This window comes from Shewanella sp. SP2S2-6 (assembly GCF_031931965.1).
Classification (GTDB): domain Bacteria; phylum Pseudomonadota; class Gammaproteobacteria; order Enterobacterales; family Shewanellaceae; genus Shewanella; species Shewanella baltica.
Genome location: NZ_JAUOEQ010000003.1, coordinates 209222 through 226669, shown reverse-complemented (window position 1 = coordinate 226669; position 17448 = coordinate 209222). Strand labels below are relative to the sequence as shown.

Here is a 17448-nt window from a genome sequence, read left to right as displayed (position 1 = left end):
GCAAGTCTATGCGCCAGCTATTTTACCCAGACAGCATTGACCAAACCTGATGCAGGAGAAAGCCACGAACTTTGTATCAACAGTATGTCTCTTAGCACTCAAACGTGAGCAAATGTTGCTATCAGCCCGTCTGCTCACAGTTGCTTACAAAGACAAGACTTACCCGTTTCAACACTGACTAAACTCAAGTGGCACGGGCATCATAGCCAAAATCACTTAATCGCGATTTTGTGATTTGGCTGGCGTTATCCGTGCTGAACACTCTCACTTAACTAGCACCCAGCCCTAAGCCGTATTGGACGAGTTAACAAGTGAATCCACCGTATAAATTAGCGAGGATGTCATGAAAACACTGACTCTTTTACCCATAGCCAGCCGCTTATTAATTTGCAGCGCACTTACACTAGGCACAGCATTTACATTGGGCACAGCACTCACACTAGGTATTACACCGCTAGGCCAAGCCATGGAGGCTAACTCAGCAACTGACTCTGCCGCGAGCCCAAACATTGAAACCATCACAGTGACCTATCGCGACCCGCTCGATTATGCCTTATATCAACATACCACGGAAATGTTGAGCGCATTTCGACTCGAAATTCGTGAAGACATCGGCATTCAAGCACGCAATAGCTTGATGGAAATGGCCAAAGCTCAGCATGTTAACCGTCTTAACCTCGCCCAAGTACAAGCGAGTAATAAAAACCTAGCATTTGTATGGGTATCACCCTCGGCAAAAGCCAACAGGTAAAAGTGAGGACAAAGCTGGTCAGCAGCCATAACAGCAGGTAAAATGTCGCGCTATTTTTATTGGTCATCTTAGGGCGACACAACTGATGAGTAAGAAACTCCATATCAAGACTTGGGGCTGTCAAATGAATGAGTATGACTCATCCAAGATGGCTGATCTGTTAGGCGAATACCAAGGTTATACCTTGACTGAAGAAGCGTCTGAGGCAGACATTCTCCTGCTGAACACTTGTTCAATCCGTGAAAAAGCGCAGGAAAAAGTGTTCCATCAGCTAGGACGCTGGAAGACGCTTAAAGATAAAAATCCCAATTTGATTATTGGCGTGGGCGGCTGCGTTGCTTCACAAGAAGGCAAAGCGATTAAAGACAGAGCCCAATGTGTCGACATTATTTTTGGACCACAGACATTACACCGTCTGCCCGATATGATCGAGCAAGTACGCCGTGGTGACAAAGCGGTTATCGATATCAGCTTCCCTGAAATCGAAAAATTCGATCGCCTGCCAGAGCCACGCGCCGAAGGCCCAACGGCGTTCGTGTCTATCATGGAAGGTTGCAGCAAATACTGTTCATTCTGTGTGGTTCCTTATACGCGCGGCGAAGAAGTCAGCCGTCCATCGGACGACATCATCCTTGAGATCGCCCAATTGGCGGAGCAAGGTGTGCGTGAAGTGAACCTGCTTGGCCAAAACGTCAATGCCTATCGCGGCGCAACCCACGATGACGGCATCTGTACCTTTGCTGAATTACTGCGTTTTGTGGCAGCCATCGACGGTATCGACCGTATTCGCTTCACGACCAGTCACCCGATTGAATTTACACAAGATATTATCGACGTTTACGAAGATACCCCAGAGCTAGTGAGCTTCTTACACTTGCCAGTGCAATCGGGTTCTGACCGTATTCTCACGGCGATGAAGCGCGGCCACATGGCGATTGAATATAAGTCAATTATCCGCCGCCTGCGTAAAGCCCGTGAAGGCATTCAAATCAGCTCAGACTTTATCATTGGCTTCCCAGGCGAAACCAAAGAAGACTTTGCCGATACTATGAAATTAATTGAAGACATAGGTTTCGACCACAGCTTTAGCTTTATCTATAGCGCACGTCCGGGCACGCCAGCGGCGGATTTACCCGATAACGTCGATATGGAAGAGAAAAAGCAACGTCTCGCGATTCTGCAAGACCGCATCACCCAGCAAGCCATGCGCTACAGCCGCCACATGATGGGCACAGTGCAACGTATTCTGGTTGAAGGTCCATCGGTGAAAAACCCAATGGAACTGCGTGGCCGTACTGAGAACAACCGAGTGGTGAACTTCGAAGGTCAGCCAAAACACATTGGTACTTTCGTAGATGTCGAAATCGTCGACGTATACACTAACTCACTGCGCGGTGTCTTTATCCGCGGCGAAGATGAAATGGATCTACGTCGTAGCCTGCGTCCGGCTGAAATTCTGGCCAAGCGCAAACAAGATGATGAACTGGGTGTGACTCAATTTAAGCCATAAGCTTTAAATCGGCTTAAACAGTACCTATATAGAAAAGGGCGACTTAGTCGCCCTTTTTGCTTTCACGCACTTTTGTTTAAGTCTACCGAGGCAATTGTTATTTTCCGTTAGCAATTATCGGCTATGGCTCGTAAACTGAAATTATCTTGCAAGGGTTTAGCGACATCAACCTTGCTTTCTTATTCGCTATTGGGAGTGCTATTTGTCCAGTAAATTAACTACCATGAATCTGTATCTCGAACCCGCAGAAACCCGCCGTTTGGCTTCACTTTGCGGTCCATTCGATGACAATATCAAACAGATTGAGCGTCGCGTTGGCGTTGAAATCGTCCGTAAAAACAATCATTTTCAGATCACCGGACTGCCACGCAATTGTTTAAGCGCCAACAACTTACTCAAAGAGCTCTATATCGAGACCCAAACGGTCAAAGGCAGCACGCCCGATCTTGAGCCTGAGCAAGTCCATATCGCCATTCAAGAAGCCATCGCCCTAGAGCAAGAAGATGCGAGCGATGACAGCAGCATTAATATCAAAACCCGCCGTGGCGTCATTAAGCCACGCAATCCGAATCAAAGCTTATATGTGGCCAATATTGTTCGCCACGACATTACCTTTGGTATTGGTCCTGCAGGAACGGGCAAAACCTACCTTGCCGTAGCAGCGGCAGTAGATGCGTTAGAGCGCCAAGAAGTGCGCCGCATTCTGCTGACTCGCCCTGCAGTGGAAGCGGGTGAAAAACTCGGTTTCTTACCCGGTGACTTAAGTCAAAAGGTCGACCCCTATCTACGCCCCCTCTACGATGCGTTATTCGAAATGCTCGGCTTTGAAAAAGTGGAACGCTTAATTGAGAAAAACGTCATCGAAGTGGCACCGCTTGCCTATATGCGCGGCCGTACCTTGAACGATGCCTTTATTATTCTCGATGAAAGTCAAAACACCACAATCGAGCAGATGAAGATGTTCCTTACCCGTATCGGTTTCAATTCCCGTGCGGTGATCACAGGCGACATCACTCAAACCGACTTACCTAAACATCAAAAGTCAGGACTACGTCACGCGATTGAAGTGTTAAGCCAAGTCGAAGAAATCAGCTTTAACTTTTTCGTCTCACAAGATGTAGTGCGCCATCCTGTGGTTGCTCGTATCGTCGAAGCCTATGAGGCCTTTGATTTAAAAGAGCAAACCTTAAAGGCTAAGAAAGAAAGCCAATACCAGAAACAACAGGAAGCCGCAGCACATGAGTCTTGATTTAGCCTTAGATATTCAACATGCCACCACCTGCGACTGGTTGCCAACGGACGAGCAATTCGCCCTTTGGGTCACGACCGCGATTGGTAATAGCATGGATGAAGCTGAATTAACCATACGTATAGTCGAAAGCCGCGAGAGTCAGATGCTCAATAGCACCTACCGCGGCAAAGACAAACCGACCAATGTGCTGTCATTTCCCTTTGAGGCACCGCCAGAAATTGAACTTCCTTTACTAGGAGATCTTGTCATTTGCGCGGCAGTCGTTGAAAATGAAGCCCGTGAGCAACAAAAAACCTTAGAAGCGCACTGGGCACACATGGTTGTACATGGTTGCTTGCATCTGCTAGGGTATGATCACATCGAAGATGAAGAAGCTGAAGAGATGGAGTCGTTAGAGACCCAACTCATTGAAGGCTTAGGCTTTACTGACCCATATAAGGAACAATAGTTAGCTAAGATAATCCCTATCAAAAGCTAATGAGAAAACTATGAGTGACGATATCCCCCCGAGTACGAACGCCCACAAGAAAGGTTGGTTTGATAGAGTAAGTCAGCTATTTCAGGGCGAACCTCAAAATCGCGAAGATTTAGTCGATGTGATTGATGGTGCAGAACAGCGCGATCTGATCACTCAAGACACCCGCGAGATGATAAAAGGTGTATTAGACGTTTCTGATATGCGTGTTCGGGATATCATGATCCCAAGAGCTCAAATTGTCGCCCTCCAGATAGACAACTCGGTCGAAGAATTACTCGCCACAGTGATTGGTTCAGGTCACTCGCGCTTCCCCGTCGTTAACGAAGATAAAGACCATATCGAAGGCATATTACTTGCCAAAGATTTGATCCCTTACGGTTTCTCCAACAGTGATGAGCCCTTCTCACTGGACCGCGTGATCCGTCCTGCTGTGGTTGTACCCGAAAGCAAACGCGTTGATGTATTGCTAAAAGAATTCCGATCTCAGCGCTATCACATGGCGATTGTGGTTGACGAGTACGGCGGCGTATCGGGACTCGTGACTATCGAAGATATTTTGGAAGAAATTGTCGGTGAGATTGAAGACGAATTCGACCACGATAGCACGGAAGAAACCGAGATCCGCAAAGTCGGCAACACGGTTTATATGGTTAAGGCCTTGACGCCAATCGAAGATTTCAACGAAGAATTCAATACTGAATTCAGCGATGAAGAGTTTGATACCGTCGGTGGCTTAGTCTCACACGCCTTTGGCCATCTGCCAGAACGCAACGAGAGCATCATCATTGAAGGCATCGAATTTAAAGTGATCAATGCTGACACAAGGCGTTTAATCCAACTCAGAGTTAAACTCCCCGATCCTAATACTGGCGAAGACGTAGAATAATCACTCGTGCTAAAACAAATCCGGGCTTTTGCCCAACAAAAGTCCCGACCTAGTGCTTTGAGACTCGTACTGGCATTTGCCCTTGGCGCCAGTACGGCGCTTTCATTTGCGCCCTATTCCATTTGGATAATCTATCCGTTTGCCATGGCGATTGCCCTCTGGCATAGCCGAGCGCTTGACGCTAAGGCGAGCTTTTACTATTGGTTAAGCTTTGGGTTTGGCTGTTTTGCCGTAGGGATCAGCTGGGTACATGTGAGTATGGATACCTTTGGTGGTATGCCGCTCATCGCCTCTGTTGGCTTGATGGCCTTGTTGGCTTTGTACTTAGCCTTATATCCCGCACTAACAGGTTTAGCGCTGGCTTGGTTAACTAAAACGCTCAGTAAAAATGGCGAAACCACGTTTAGCCTTTGGCGTAATCTCGCCCTCTTCCCCGCCCTGTGGACCTTGACCGAATGGGCTCGTGGCTGGGTGATGACAGGTTTCCCCTGGTTATGGGCCGGTTACTCTCAAACCCAAGGGCCGCTAAAACCCCTTGCCAGTATTATAGGCGCACTCGGGTTAAGCTTTGTGCTGGCCATGCTCGCTGGTGCATTAGCCCTTTGTTTTACTAAGCGTTATAAGAGTTTACTGCTTTTACTGCCGCTCAGTATTCTGGCCGTTTGGGCTGCACCTAAGGTTTCCGACATTCATCCTACGGGTGAAAATGTTAAAGTGGCACTGGTGCAAGGCAATATTCCCCAAAGCATGAAGTGGGAACCCGACGCCCTGTGGCCTACCCTATTAAAATACATGGATTTATCCCGCGAACATTTTGATGCCGATATCATTATTTGGCCAGAAGCGGCAGTTCCCGCGCCAGAATCTATGGTGCAGGACTTTTTAGATAACGCCAATAAAGTCGCCAATCTAAACCATACGTCAATCATCACTGGCATTATCAGCCATCAAAATAACGAGTTTTATAATTCATTGATTGTGCTTGGTAATCATAATCAGAAACAACAAGCTGGCCCTGACTATGAGGGCGATGGTAGCAATCAATTTAAGAAACATCATCTGTTGCCGATTGGCGAGTTTGTGCCCTTTGAGGCGCTGCTGCGCCCGATTGCGCCTTTCTTTAATTTGCCTATGTCCTCCTTTGCCAGAGGCGAATATCAACAGCCAAATCTAAGTGCCCTAGGCCATAAAATCGCGCCCGCGATTTGTTATGAAATTGCCTTCCCAGAGCAATTACGCGACAGCGTTAATCAAGGGACAGATATACTGTTAACTGTCTCTAACGATGCTTGGTTTGGTAGTTCAAACGGCCCATTACAACATATGGAAATCGCCCAAATGCGCGCAGTTGAATTGGGGCGCCCTTTATTGCGGGCAACCAACAATGGCGTGACTGCGGTAGTCGATGAGCATGGCAATATCACAGCATCCTTACCCCAGTTTGAAACCGGCGTGCTAAGCGCAACCATTCCCTTGGTAACAGGCCAAACTTGGTTCGCAAAATTAGGTCAACCCCCCCTGCTACTGCTCTGTGGTTTACTGGTATTACTCGGCTTTGGCCGACGTGTAAAAGCGCAATAGGATCAAGACCATGTGTTACCCAATCAATAAACAAGATGCGGCTGGCTTTACCTTGATTGAACTGGTCGTGGTGATTATTGTACTTGGGATCTTGGCAGTGATTGCCGCGCCTAAATTTATCGGTTTGAGTAAAGAGGCTCGGGTACAAACCTTGAGCCAATTACAGGCCAGCGTAAAAACCGCCAACACACTGGCCTACTCTAAAACGCAAATGCCCAGCCTGCGAAGCCAAGCCGTTGCAGGCCGCGACGATATTATTGATATCGACCTCAATGGTGATGGCACGCCCGATACCAGATTGAAATGGGGTTACCTCGATAATACCGATGTGGAAAACTGGATCACCTCAGATGATAAGCTCATCATTCAATATCAAGGCGTTGATATCACTTACATAGGTTACGATCTTAACAACAATACCTTAGTAGATGACGATCAATGCTATTTCCGCTACACCCAAGCCAGCGATGCTAACACCCCGCCGCTATATGATATCAACACCCAAGGTTGTTAGGCTGACACTCAGTTAATCTGTGTTATCCCGCAATTGTCTGCGAATAGATTAGGCTGATTGCGCGTTCCACGTTAAGGTGAACGATTAGACGTGGCCTTATACCAATCATAGTTACTGTTGCTGTTGCTGTTGCTGTTGCTGTTGCTGTTACTGTGTCTGCATAGCCAATAGATTGGTACCATTACCTCGTTCCTTAACTAAGGTACACATCAAGGCAACTCTATGGCACTGCTTCGCGTGCGCTACCAAACCCACGAGTTTGGCGATCTCGATATTCATGTCAGAACCCTAAGAGACAATCAGGAATTTGACGACATCGATGGCGAAGCTGAAAAGCTCGGTATTTCCTCCGCAACTTGGCCGTTATTTGGCATAGTCTGGCCATCGAGCCAAGTGCTCTCACACCACATGGCAGACTACAAAATTGGCAATAAACGTATTCTTGAAGTGGGCTGTGGCATTGGGCTCGCGAGTCTAGTGCTGAACCATAGGCACGCCGATATCACAGCAACCGACTATCACCCAGAATCAGGAAATTTCCTTAAGCAGAATGTCGATTTAAATCATGGTCGGGCGATCCCGTTTGTGCGCACTGGCTGGGCTGATGCAGAAACAAATTTAGGCTTATTTGATCTGATCATTGGTAGCGATCTCTTGTACGAACAAGAACATGCCGATCTGTTGTCACAATTTATTGAGCAGCATGCTAAACCGGTTTGCGATGTGGTCTTGGTTGATCCCGGTCGTGGTAATCATGCCAAATTCAGTAAACGTATGGTCACCTTAGGTTACGAACACACACAACATAAACCCATTCACACTGAATTCTTATTGGCGCCTTTCGGTGGCCAAATCCTCAGTTACTGTCGTACGAACAGCTGATATTGTCTGATTGACCAAGATAGCGGTGATTTCGGTTTAATTGATCAAAAAAAACGACGCAGATGCGTCGTTTTAACGAAATAAGATCGTTAACGCGACTAAGGCGTTAGCGGCTCGCGGGTAAATTCTTCGTGATCACACTCTGGGCAATCTGGGATGGGACTCGGAAATTCAATACTCATTTCATTGCCACAGTTAGTGCATACCATGATGCCCTGACTTACTATGTCGCCACTTTTGTAATAACCATTTTGCTTAAAATCTTGCGTTAATTCATGCCATTCCACTTGGCTGCGATCGGTTATTTCACCCAACCAATGCCAAAGCGTATTCTCCAAAGTAATCACAGTTTGGCTGTGGCTCAGACTATCGGCGTTCTGCTCGCGAAGAAAACTGGTAATATCACGTTTTAAGAATTGTTCTACTAAAGCGAGCTCATCTTCTCCAGCCTGTTGTTTAAGACGTAAAAACTCCTTACCTTGAGTGACAGAGTTAAATAAGTTCTTTACAGTCAGCGTGTTATCTTCTGCAAATTGAGCTTTCACTTCGGTAATTAAGGCTTGATACAGTCCTAGTAACACGTTACTTCTATCATTCATAACCAATACTCCTTCATACGAACCTTTTTAATGCATCGCTTCTAGTTTATTCTATGCAGATCTTACTCGCGCTGATATGGCGTTAGATCAAATAATAGGCGGCACTGCCGGAAATAGAGTGATGCAAGAGCAATATAATCCCTCAGAAATTGAAGCCTTAGTGCAAAAGCACTGGCATGACAACAAAACCTTCGAAGTCACTGAAGACGCAAACAAAGAAAAGTTTTATTGCCTTTCGATGTTTCCGTACCCTTCTGGCAGACTCCACATGGGACACGTACGCAACTATACCATAGGTGACGTAGTTGCACGCTTTCAACGTCTTCAAGGCAAAAACGTGCTCCAGCCTATCGGTTGGGACTCATTTGGTCTGCCCGCAGAAAATGCCGCGATTAACAACAAGACTGCGCCTGCGCCATGGACCTATGAAAACATAGAGTACATGAAGAACCAGCTGAAACTGCTGGGTTTTGGTTACGATTGGAGCCGTGAAATCGCCACTTGTACCCCAGAATATTATCGCTGGGAACAATGGTTCTTCACTAAGTTGTACGAGAAAGGCCTAGTCTATAAAAAGACAGCTTCAGTCAACTGGTGTCCAAATGATGAAACCGTACTGGCGAACGAGCAAGTTCAAGACGGTTGCTGCTGGCGCTGTGATACCCCTGTGGAACAAAAAGAAATTCCACAGTGGTTTATTAAGATCACTGCCTATGCAGAAGAATTATTAAACGATATCGATACCTTAGATGGTTGGCCTGATCAGGTCAAAACCATGCAACGTAACTGGATTGGTCGCAGCGAAGGCGTAGAAATGACCTTCGGCGTCGCAGGCCACGATAAAAGCTTCGATATCTATACCACGCGTCCTGATACCTTAATGGGCGTGACTTATGTGGCGATTGCCGCAGGTCATCCATTGGCTGAAATCGCCGCGCACAATAATCCTGAGCTTGCCGCCTTTATCGATGAGTGCAAAAACAGCACAACATCAGAAGCCGAACTCGCGACCATGGAAAAACGCGGTGTCGCCACAGGGCTTTTCGCCATTCATCCTATCACTGGTAAGCAAGTCCCGATTTGGGCAGCTAACTTTGTGTTGATGAACTATGGCACAGGCGCTGTGATGTCAGTTCCAGGCCACGATCAACGTGACTTCGAATTTGCGAAAAAATACGGTCTGGCGATTGAAGCTGTGATCAAGCCAGTTGATGGCGACGTCGACATTAGCGAAGCCGCTTATACCGAAAAAGGCGTACTGTTTAACTCGGGAGAGTTTGACGGTTTAGACTTTGAAGCGGGCTTTAATGCCATCGCCAACAAGTTAGTCGCCGAAGGTAAAGGCAAGCGCCAAGTCAACTATCGCCTGCGCGATTGGGGTGTTTCACGTCAGCGTTACTGGGGCGCACCAATCCCTATGGTGACCTTAGCCGACGGCACTGTGATCCCAACGCCAGCAGATCAACTGCCAGTATTACTGCCAGAAGATGTGGTGATGGACGGGATTCAAAGCCCAATCAAGGCCGATAAAGAATGGGCGAAAACCCAAGTCAACGGTCAAGATGCGCTGCGCGAAACCGATACCTTCGATACCTTTATGGAATCGTCTTGGTATTACGCCCGTTACTGCAGCCCGCATGCAGACGAAATGTTAGATCCTGCTAAAGCCAACTACTGGCTACCCGTGGATCAATACATTGGCGGTATCGAACACGCGTGTATGCATTTGTTATATTTCCGCTTCTTCCACAAGTTGCTGCGTGATGCAGGTCTGGTTAACTCTAACGAGCCAGCCAAACAACTGCTGACCCAAGGTATGGTGTTGGCAGATGCCTTCTACTACATCAATGAAAAAGGCGCCCGTGTGTGGGTTTCTCCTTTAGATGTAGCGACCACAGAAAAAGACGACAAGGGCCGCATTACTAAGGCTATCGACAAAGACGGCAACGAGCTGGTTTATACCGGCATGAGCAAGATGTCTAAGTCGAAAAACAACGGTATCGATCCACAAGTCATGGTCGAAAAATATGGCGCCGATACAGTTCGCCTATTTATGATGTTCGCCTCACCACCAGAATTAACTCTGGAATGGCAAGAGTCTGGCGTTGAAGGCGCACACCGCTTCATTAAACGTCTGTGGAAACTGGCAAACGAGCATGTGAACCAAGATAACAGCGAAGCCTTAGATGTCAGCACGTTAACAAGCGACCAAAAAGCGCTGCGCCGTGAAGTCCACAAGACTATCGCTAAAGTGACCGACGATATCGGCCGCCGTCAGATGTTCAACACTGCGGTTGCCGCCGTGATGGAACTGATGAACCATCTGCAAAAAGCGCCACAAACCACAGGTCAAGACAACGCCATTATCGGCGAAGCCTTATCAGCCATAGTGCGTTTGCTGTACCCTATCATTCCGCATGTGAGCTTTAACCTGTGGAACGAGTTAGGCAACAGCAGCAACATCGAAGACAGCCAATGGCCAGTCGTTGATGAAGCGGCGCTAGTTGAAGACAGCAAGCTCATCGTTGTGCAAGTTAACGGTAAAGTTCGCGCAAAAATCACAGTGGCTGCCGATGCTGATAAAGAATCAGTAGAAGCCTTAGGCATGAGTGATGAGCACGTGATCAAATACCTAGACGGCCTGACTGTGCGTAAAGTGATCTATGTGCCGGGCAAACTGCTTAGCATAGTGGCTAACTAACGGCTGCTAATAACTCGCTATACTCAAAGCTATTGAAGTTGCAGCATAGCTGCAACTTCAAGTCCGCAGGGTATACAACGAATAGGAAACCGCGAAATCTATGCTAATCAAACGCATATGCTTCGCAATCATGGCGCTAGTGATTATGACCAGCGCCGGTTGCGGTTTTAAGCTTCAACGCAGTTATCAAATCCCCGATGTCCTCAATCATTTGAGTTTGAGCAGCGCGGATGAATACAGCGAACTCACCCGTTTGGTGCGTGAACGCCTGCGCTTGAACAATATCCAAGTTGTCGACGCCGCCGATGACGTTCCAGTATTAAGGCTAATCACCGACTCCCTAGAACGCTCGACCTTATCTTTATACCCCACAGGTAACGTCGCCGAGTATGAGCTGATTTATTTAGTCGAATTTGCTGTGGCACTGCCGGGCAAAGAAGCGCAGCCTTTCAAGGTTGAAATTCGCCGCGACTACTTAGACGATCCACGTACCGCATTGGCAAAGAGTCGTGAAATGGAATTGCTGACGAAGGAAATGCGTATCCAAGCTGCGGATCGTATTCTGCAAGCGATGGCCAGTACTGAGGTGAATTAATGCGGGTCATCAATTAAATGCGGATAATCTACTAAATGCGGATAATCAACTAAATGAGAGTCTATCCCGATCAACTCTCCCGCCACCTTAACCAGTTATTTCCTTGTTATCTGATTTTTGGGGATGATCCTTGGTTGATTGAAACCACCAAAGATCAGATCCGCCAATTCGCCAAGCGTCAGGGATTCGATGAAAAAGTCCAACTCATTCAAGAGACGGGCTTTAATTGGAACGATCTGACTCAGGAATGGCAGGCCATGAGCCTGTTTTCCAGTAAACGCTTGATTGAGCTAACCCTTCCCCAAGCTAAGCCCGGTGCCGAAGGCTCAAGCACACTGCAAGCCCTATTACAGACGCCCAATCCCGATATGCTGTTGATTATCGAAGGGCCAAAGCTCGCCACAGAGCAAACCAACAGTAAATGGTTTAAGACCTTAGATGCCCATGGCATGTATCTGCCCTGCGCCACGCCAGAGGGCGAGCAGTTTATGCGCTGGCTCGATGGCCGCATCAAGCACTTTAAGCTCAATCTACAGCCTGATGCCCGTTCTATGTTGCATTCTCTGTATGAAGGGAATTTACTGGCTGCCGATCAAGCCATGCAGTTGCTGCAACTCCTGAGCCCAGCAAAACCCGTCAGTGCCGACGAACTGGGCCACTATTTTGAAGATCAGTCGCGCTTCACCGTATTCCAACTCACGGATGCATTGCTGAATAATAAACAGGATAGCGCGCAGCACATGCTAGCCCAGCTCAATGGCGAAGGCACTGCCTTACCTATCCTGCTGTGGGCCTTGTTTAAAGAACTCGGTTTGTTATTCAATTTGAAATGCGAGCAAGCCCAAGGCGTTGCGCTCAGTGCACTCTGGGGTAAACATCGAATTTGGGATAAACGTAAGCCACTGTATCAAGCGGCACTGCAACGACTCAGCCTTGAACAACTCGAACACATGCTCGCCCTCGCCTCGAAACTTGAGCTCAACTTAAAGCAACAGGGGAAAGAGGATTGGACCGGTCTGAGCCACCTGTGTCTGTTATTTGATCCTAGAGCCCATCGGCATCTGGCACATATAGCCATAGACTAATCATAGGTTAACCAAAGGCTTGATATGCGTATTGGTATTTTAGGCGGCACTTTCGACCCGATACACTATGGTCATATCCGTCCGGCGATGGAAGTGAAACAAGCATTAGCCTTGGATAAAATCCTGCTGATGCCGAACCATATTCCGCCCCATAAACAGCAGCCGAACTTAACCACAACACAGCGCCTCAAAATGGTAGCCGATGTCTGTCAGCAACTCGACGGATTTGCACTGTGCGACATCGAAGCCAAACGCGACACGCCTTCCTACACAGTTGTCACGCTTGAGCAACTGAAAAGCTTACATCCTGAAGATGAGCTGTTTTTTATCATGGGGATGGACTCTTTCATTCAATTAAAAAGCTGGCATGAGTGGCAACGCCTATTCGACTTTGCCCATCTCGTTGTCTGTCAGCGCCCGGGTTGGCAGCTCGATGCAGAGCATCCTATGCAACAGGTATTGACGGCCCGCAGTCAAGCGCCCCAAGGGACAGTGGAAGGTCGTGCTAGCAGTGTCCATAAAAACTGTGGGCAGATTTTCCCTGTGGCGATTACACCACAGGATATTTCCTCGACGCTCATTCGTGAACAACTGGCAAAAGGCGAAATCCCCGCCGATTTACTCATGCCCGTCACGCTAGATTACATCCAAAATCAACGACTTTACTTACCTTAGCTCGAAACGTAAGCAGATATCGCCCACTCAACTGCCAATGGCAATGTATTCCGGCAAGCAACACTGGTATACTACCGCGCTATTTAAAATTAATGAGGTACGCCAGCGTGCAGAGCGCGGAATTAAAACAGTTTGTTGTCGACAAGATCGACGACTTAAAAGCCAGAGACGTTGTTGTTCTGGATGTCAGCAAGCAATCTAACATCACTGACTACATGGTCATATGTTCAGGTACATCAAAGACTCACGTTAAAGCTATCGCTGAAAACCTTGTGGTTGAAGCGAAGCAAGCCGGTATTCCACCTTTAGGTGTTGAAGGCCGCGAAAGCAGCGAATGGGTTCTTGTGGACATGGGCGATGTGATCCTGCACGTTATGCAAGATCAAACCCGTGATTTCTACCAGCTTGAAAAGCTCTGGTCAGAAAAGCAAGACTGATGAAGTTACAGCTCATCGCAGTAGGAACACGGATGCCCGATTGGGTTACCCGTGGTTTCGAAGAATACCAGCGCCGTTTTCCCCGTGATATGGCGCTGGAGCTTATCGAAATACCCGCTGGAAAGCGGGGGAAAAATGCCGACATTGTCCGGATCCTTCAAAAAGAAGGCGAACAAATGTTGGCGGCCATTCCCAAAGGCAATCATATTGTTAGCTTAGATCTCCCCGGAAAAAACTGGACGACCCCCGAGCTTGCAACCGCGTTGACTAAATGGCAACTCGATGGTCGCGACGTCAGTTTACTGATCGGCGGACCTGAAGGATTAGCGCCAGCTTGCAAAGAAGCGGCAAACCAAAGTTGGTGCCTATCGGCATTAACCTTACCTCATCCCTTAGTTAGGGTTGTAGTCGCCGAAAGTTTGTACCGCGCGTGGAGCGTGAACACGAATCACCCCTACCATAGAGAATAGCGGGATCTTGATGTTAACGAGTGTCAACCACCCGTCATGGGATCAGCCGGAGATAGCATAAGTGTCGCCAAAAAAGCGGATAACAATGCATGATCACGCCGCCGAGGCGTCTCTTTTTAAGCGCCGAGCGCTATTCACTTTTTTTTGCGTTTTCGCCCTATTAAGCGTATTAGTCACCAACCTTTATCATTTACAGGTTGAATCCTATAAGGATTATGCAACTCGCTCGAATGATAATCGCATTCGTGTTGTTCCCATTGCTCCTAGTCGCGGCCTCATTTACGATCGTAACGGCGTGCTGTTAGCCGAAAACTTACCCTTCTATTCCCTCGATCTGGTTCCTGAAAAAATCAGTAACATGTCAGAGACCTTAGATGAGCTCGGCAAGTTAATTGAGATCAGTGAAGATGAACGCGAAACCTTTACCGAAGCGCTGAAATTTCATCGCCGCTTCAAACCACTGACGCTCAAAAACCAGCTCACCGAAGAGCAAGTGGCGATTTTCAGTGTTAACCAACATAAATTTCCAGGCATTTCCGTCGAAGCGGGTCTGAAGCGTAATTATCCCTACGGCGCGCAAATCACCCATGTGCTGGGTTATGTTGGCAAAATTAACACCCGAGACAGAGCCCAGTTAGAGCGCAGCGATCTGTGGAAAAACTATGCGGCCACCAAGGACATTGGTAAGCAAGGCATTGAAAAGTTTTATGAGTCCCTACTGCATGGCAAACCGGGTCACTTAGAAGAAGAAGTGAACAACCGCGGCCGCGCAATTCGTACCTTAAAAATAGTACCGCCAGAGCCGGGACAAGATATTTACCTGACCTTAGATCTCAAGCTGCAACAAAAAGCGGTTGAGCTACTCACAGGTTTGCGTGGTTCTATTGTCGCAATCGATCCCCGTGATGGTGGGGTTTTAGCTATGGTCTCGAGTCCAAGCTATGATCCAAACCAATTTGTGCAAGGGATTAATAACAAAGATTACAGCGCCTTGCTCAATGATAAATCACGACCTTTGATCAACCGTGCAACCCAAGGCCAATATGCGCCAGCATCAACCATCAAGCCACATCTTGGACTTTTAGGGCTTGATGAAAAAGTCATTACCGAGAGCACCCGCGTATGGGACCCAGGTTTTTGGCAGATTCCTGGTGTTGAACGTAAGTACCGCGACTGGAAACGCTGGGGACACGGCTGGGTTAACGTCTACAGTGCCATTACTGAATCCTGTGATACCTTCTTCTACGAACTCGCCTATAAAGTCGGTGTCGACCATATTGCTCGCTTTATGGAACAATTTGGTTTTGGTCAAAATACTGGTATCGATATCTTTGAAGAATCAGCTGGCAACATGCCATCCAAAGAATGGAAACGCTTGAAATACAATCAAGCTTGGTACATAGGTGACACCATTTCCGTCGGCATCGGCCAAGGCTATTGGACGGCAACCCCATTACAATTGGCGAATGCAGTAGGCATTATGGCGAATAAGGGCCGTCGTTTCCCGCCGCATCTGCTGAGATCGATTAAAGACAATACTGCCAAAATTGACTCTCCGATTAATGAGTTACCACCAATCGAACTTAAAAACCCCCGTAACTGGAATATCATTAACGAAGCGATGCGCCAGACGGCACATAAGTCACGTTTCACTGATGCCACTTACACCGCCGCAATGAAAACCGGCACGGCGCAGGTCATTGGCGTGGCCGAAAATACCAAATATGATGCAAATAAAATTGCCGAACATTTCCGCGATAATGCCTTAGTTGTGGCCTATGCGCCCTTCGAAGATCCTAAAATCGTCCTCGCCGTCGTGATGGAAAACGCAGGATGGGGTGGCGCAAATGCTGGCCCTGTCGCCCGCGCCATGCTCGATGAATATATGCTTAGAGATACTTGGAAACCGCAGCCATGAGTAGCCATAGCCAATATCAAAACATCTGGCAACGCTTGCACATAGACTTGCCATTATTGCTCGGCCTATTGGCTGTCATGGGCTTTGGCCTGTTCGTCATCTATTCTGCCAGCGGCGAAGATTTAGAGATGATGGAGCGGCAGCTATTCCGTATGGTGTTATCGCTCGGCATTATGTTCACTATGGCTCAGATCAATCCTGAGGCGCTAAAACGCTGGGCCCTACCCATTTATCTGGCGGGGATTGTCTTGCTGCTCGGGGTACATTTTTTCGGTGAAATTAACAAAGGCGCACAACGCTGGTTGAACTTAGGCTTTATGGAGTTTCAACCCTCAGAACTGATTAAGCTTGCCTTCCCCATCACAATGGCTTGGTATATCAGTAAGTTCCCTCTGCCGCCCAAGAAACGCTATCTTGCTGGTGCTGCTGTAATCTTACTGGTGCCGACTCTGCTTATCGCGAAACAACCCGACCTCGGAACCTCGATTCTGGTGGCCGCATCGGGGATTTTCGTGTTGTTTTTATCGGGCATGAGTTGGATCATTGTCGGCGGTTTTATCGCGGCAGTACTCGCCTTCCTACCTATTCTTTGGTATTTCTTGATGCACGATTACCAAAGAACGCGGGTATTAACCTTACTCGATCCTGAGCAAGATCCATTGGGGGCGGGTTATCACATTATTCAGTCAAAAATCGCGATTGGCTCCGGCGGACTTTGGGGCAAAGGCTGGCTCGACGGTACTCAATCGCAACTTGAATTTATCCCCGAGCGCCATACCGATTTTATCTTTGCGGTGATCGGTGAAGAATTTGGCCTAATTGGCAGTATCTTACTGTTAATTATGTATCTCTATATTATTGGCCGCGGCTTAGTCATCGCTTCACGCGCCCAAACCAGTTTCGCTCGACTACTGGCCGGTAGTATCACGCTAACTTTTTTCGTTTATGTTTTTGTGAATATTGGCATGGTTTCAGGTATCCTGCCCGTGGTAGGTGTACCACTGCCCCTTGTCAGTTATGGTGGAACCTCCATGCTGACATTGATGACAGGGTTTGGCATTCTTATGAGCATTCATACCCATAGACGTTTCGTAGATAGATAATTTTTAGGGAC

General features: G+C 47.7%; 17 protein-coding genes. 16 read left to right on the top strand and 1 reads right to left on the bottom strand.

The genetic code is table 11. The annotated features are described in order from the left end of the window. Nucleotides 1-343: 343 nt before the first annotated feature. From Q4Q57_RS04215 to Q4Q57_RS04180, 8 genes are all read left to right on the top strand, one after another. The gene (locus tag Q4Q57_RS04215) at nucleotides 344-751 is read left to right on the top strand and encodes a hypothetical protein (RefSeq protein ID WP_311889921.1); all 408 of its coding nucleotides are present in this window, start codon (nucleotides 344-346) and stop codon (nucleotides 749-751) included. 85 nt (nucleotides 752-836) lie between these two features. Next, entirely contained in the window at nucleotides 837-2261 is a 1425-nt protein-coding gene (gene miaB / locus Q4Q57_RS04210) for a tRNA (N6-isopentenyl adenosine(37)-C2)-methylthiotransferase MiaB (RefSeq protein ID WP_311889919.1), read from the top strand. 202 nt (nucleotides 2262-2463) lie between these two features. Further along, nucleotides 2464-3510, top strand: coding sequence for a PhoH family protein (locus Q4Q57_RS04205; RefSeq protein WP_006082740.1), 1047 nt, complete (start codon nucleotides 2464-2466; stop codon nucleotides 3508-3510). Continuing rightward, entirely contained in the window at nucleotides 3500-3961 is a 462-nt protein-coding gene (gene ybeY, locus Q4Q57_RS04200) for an rRNA maturation RNase YbeY (RefSeq protein WP_311889916.1), read from the top strand. Before Q4Q57_RS04205 ends, ybeY begins: the two co-directional genes overlap by 11 nt. A 40-nt stretch (nucleotides 3962-4001) precedes the next feature. Beyond that, nucleotides 4002-4877: a CNNM family magnesium/cobalt transport protein CorC gene (gene corC / locus Q4Q57_RS04195; protein ID WP_006082742.1), complete on the top strand. Its 876-nt coding sequence runs from the start codon at nucleotides 4002-4004 to the stop codon at nucleotides 4875-4877. Nucleotides 4878-4883: 6 nt separating this feature from the next. Beyond that, nucleotides 4884-6458: an apolipoprotein N-acyltransferase gene (gene lnt, locus Q4Q57_RS04190; RefSeq protein ID WP_311889914.1), complete on the top strand. Its 1575-nt coding sequence runs from the start codon at nucleotides 4884-4886 to the stop codon at nucleotides 6456-6458. Between the two features lie 10 nt (nucleotides 6459-6468). Further along, nucleotides 6469-6972 carry a Tfp pilus assembly protein FimT/FimU gene (locus tag Q4Q57_RS04185; RefSeq protein WP_071938415.1) on the top strand — a complete coding sequence of 168 codons (504 nt, stop codon included), beginning with the start codon at nucleotides 6469-6471 and terminating at the stop codon, nucleotides 6970-6972. A 222-nt stretch (nucleotides 6973-7194) separates the two neighbouring features. Then, entirely contained in the window at nucleotides 7195-7854 is a 660-nt protein-coding gene (locus Q4Q57_RS04180) for a class I SAM-dependent methyltransferase (protein ID WP_006082745.1), read from the top strand. A gap of 98 nt (nucleotides 7855-7952) precedes the next feature. Here Q4Q57_RS04180 and Q4Q57_RS04175 read toward each other — a convergent pair whose 3' ends face one another. Next, the gene (locus Q4Q57_RS04175; protein ID WP_006082746.1) at nucleotides 7953-8453 is read right to left on the bottom strand and encodes a zinc ribbon-containing protein; all 501 of its coding nucleotides are present in this window, start codon (nucleotides 8451-8453) and stop codon (nucleotides 7953-7955) included. A 121-nt stretch (nucleotides 8454-8574) separates the two neighbouring features. On the opposite strand from Q4Q57_RS04175, the gene leuS reads away from it, so the two are divergent. The 8 genes from leuS to rodA all read left to right on the top strand — a co-directional run bounded on the left by leuS (nucleotide 8575) and on the right by rodA (nucleotide 17437). After that, complete coding sequence (gene leuS, locus Q4Q57_RS04170; protein WP_311889910.1) at nucleotides 8575-11154, top strand: leucine--tRNA ligase; 2580 nt, start codon at nucleotides 8575-8577, stop codon at nucleotides 11152-11154. Nucleotides 11155-11254: 100 nt separating this feature from the next. Further along, nucleotides 11255-11749 carry an LPS assembly lipoprotein LptE gene (gene lptE, locus Q4Q57_RS04165; protein ID WP_006086960.1) on the top strand — a complete coding sequence of 165 codons (495 nt, stop codon included), beginning with the start codon at nucleotides 11255-11257 and terminating at the stop codon, nucleotides 11747-11749. A 53-nt stretch (nucleotides 11750-11802) separates the two neighbouring features. Next, nucleotides 11803-12834: a DNA polymerase III subunit delta gene (gene holA, locus Q4Q57_RS04160; protein WP_311889908.1), complete on the top strand. Its 1032-nt coding sequence runs from the start codon at nucleotides 11803-11805 to the stop codon at nucleotides 12832-12834. A gap of 24 nt (nucleotides 12835-12858) precedes the next feature. Further along, nucleotides 12859-13509 carry a nicotinate-nucleotide adenylyltransferase gene (gene nadD, locus Q4Q57_RS04155; RefSeq protein WP_311889907.1) on the top strand — a complete coding sequence of 217 codons (651 nt, stop codon included), beginning with the start codon at nucleotides 12859-12861 and terminating at the stop codon, nucleotides 13507-13509. 107 nt (nucleotides 13510-13616) lie between these two features. Beyond that, on the top strand, nucleotides 13617-13946 hold the full coding sequence (gene rsfS, locus Q4Q57_RS04150) for a ribosome silencing factor (RefSeq protein ID WP_106651371.1): 330 nt from the start codon (nucleotides 13617-13619) through the stop codon (nucleotides 13944-13946). Then, nucleotides 13946-14416, top strand: a complete 471-nt coding sequence (gene rlmH, locus Q4Q57_RS04145) for a 23S rRNA (pseudouridine(1915)-N(3))-methyltransferase RlmH (RefSeq protein ID WP_006082752.1) — start codon at nucleotides 13946-13948, stop codon at nucleotides 14414-14416. The genes rsfS and rlmH overlap by 1 nt, the downstream gene beginning before the upstream one ends. Before the next feature lie 61 nt (nucleotides 14417-14477). Then, nucleotides 14478-16334 carry a penicillin-binding protein 2 gene (mrdA, locus tag Q4Q57_RS04140; protein ID WP_106651372.1) on the top strand — a complete coding sequence of 619 codons (1857 nt, stop codon included), beginning with the start codon at nucleotides 14478-14480 and terminating at the stop codon, nucleotides 16332-16334. Next, nucleotides 16331-17437, top strand: coding sequence for a rod shape-determining protein RodA (gene rodA, locus Q4Q57_RS04135; protein ID WP_106651373.1), 1107 nt, complete (start codon nucleotides 16331-16333; stop codon nucleotides 17435-17437). The genes mrdA and rodA overlap by 4 nt, the downstream gene beginning before the upstream one ends. The last annotated feature ends 11 nt before the right edge of the window (nucleotides 17438-17448 follow it).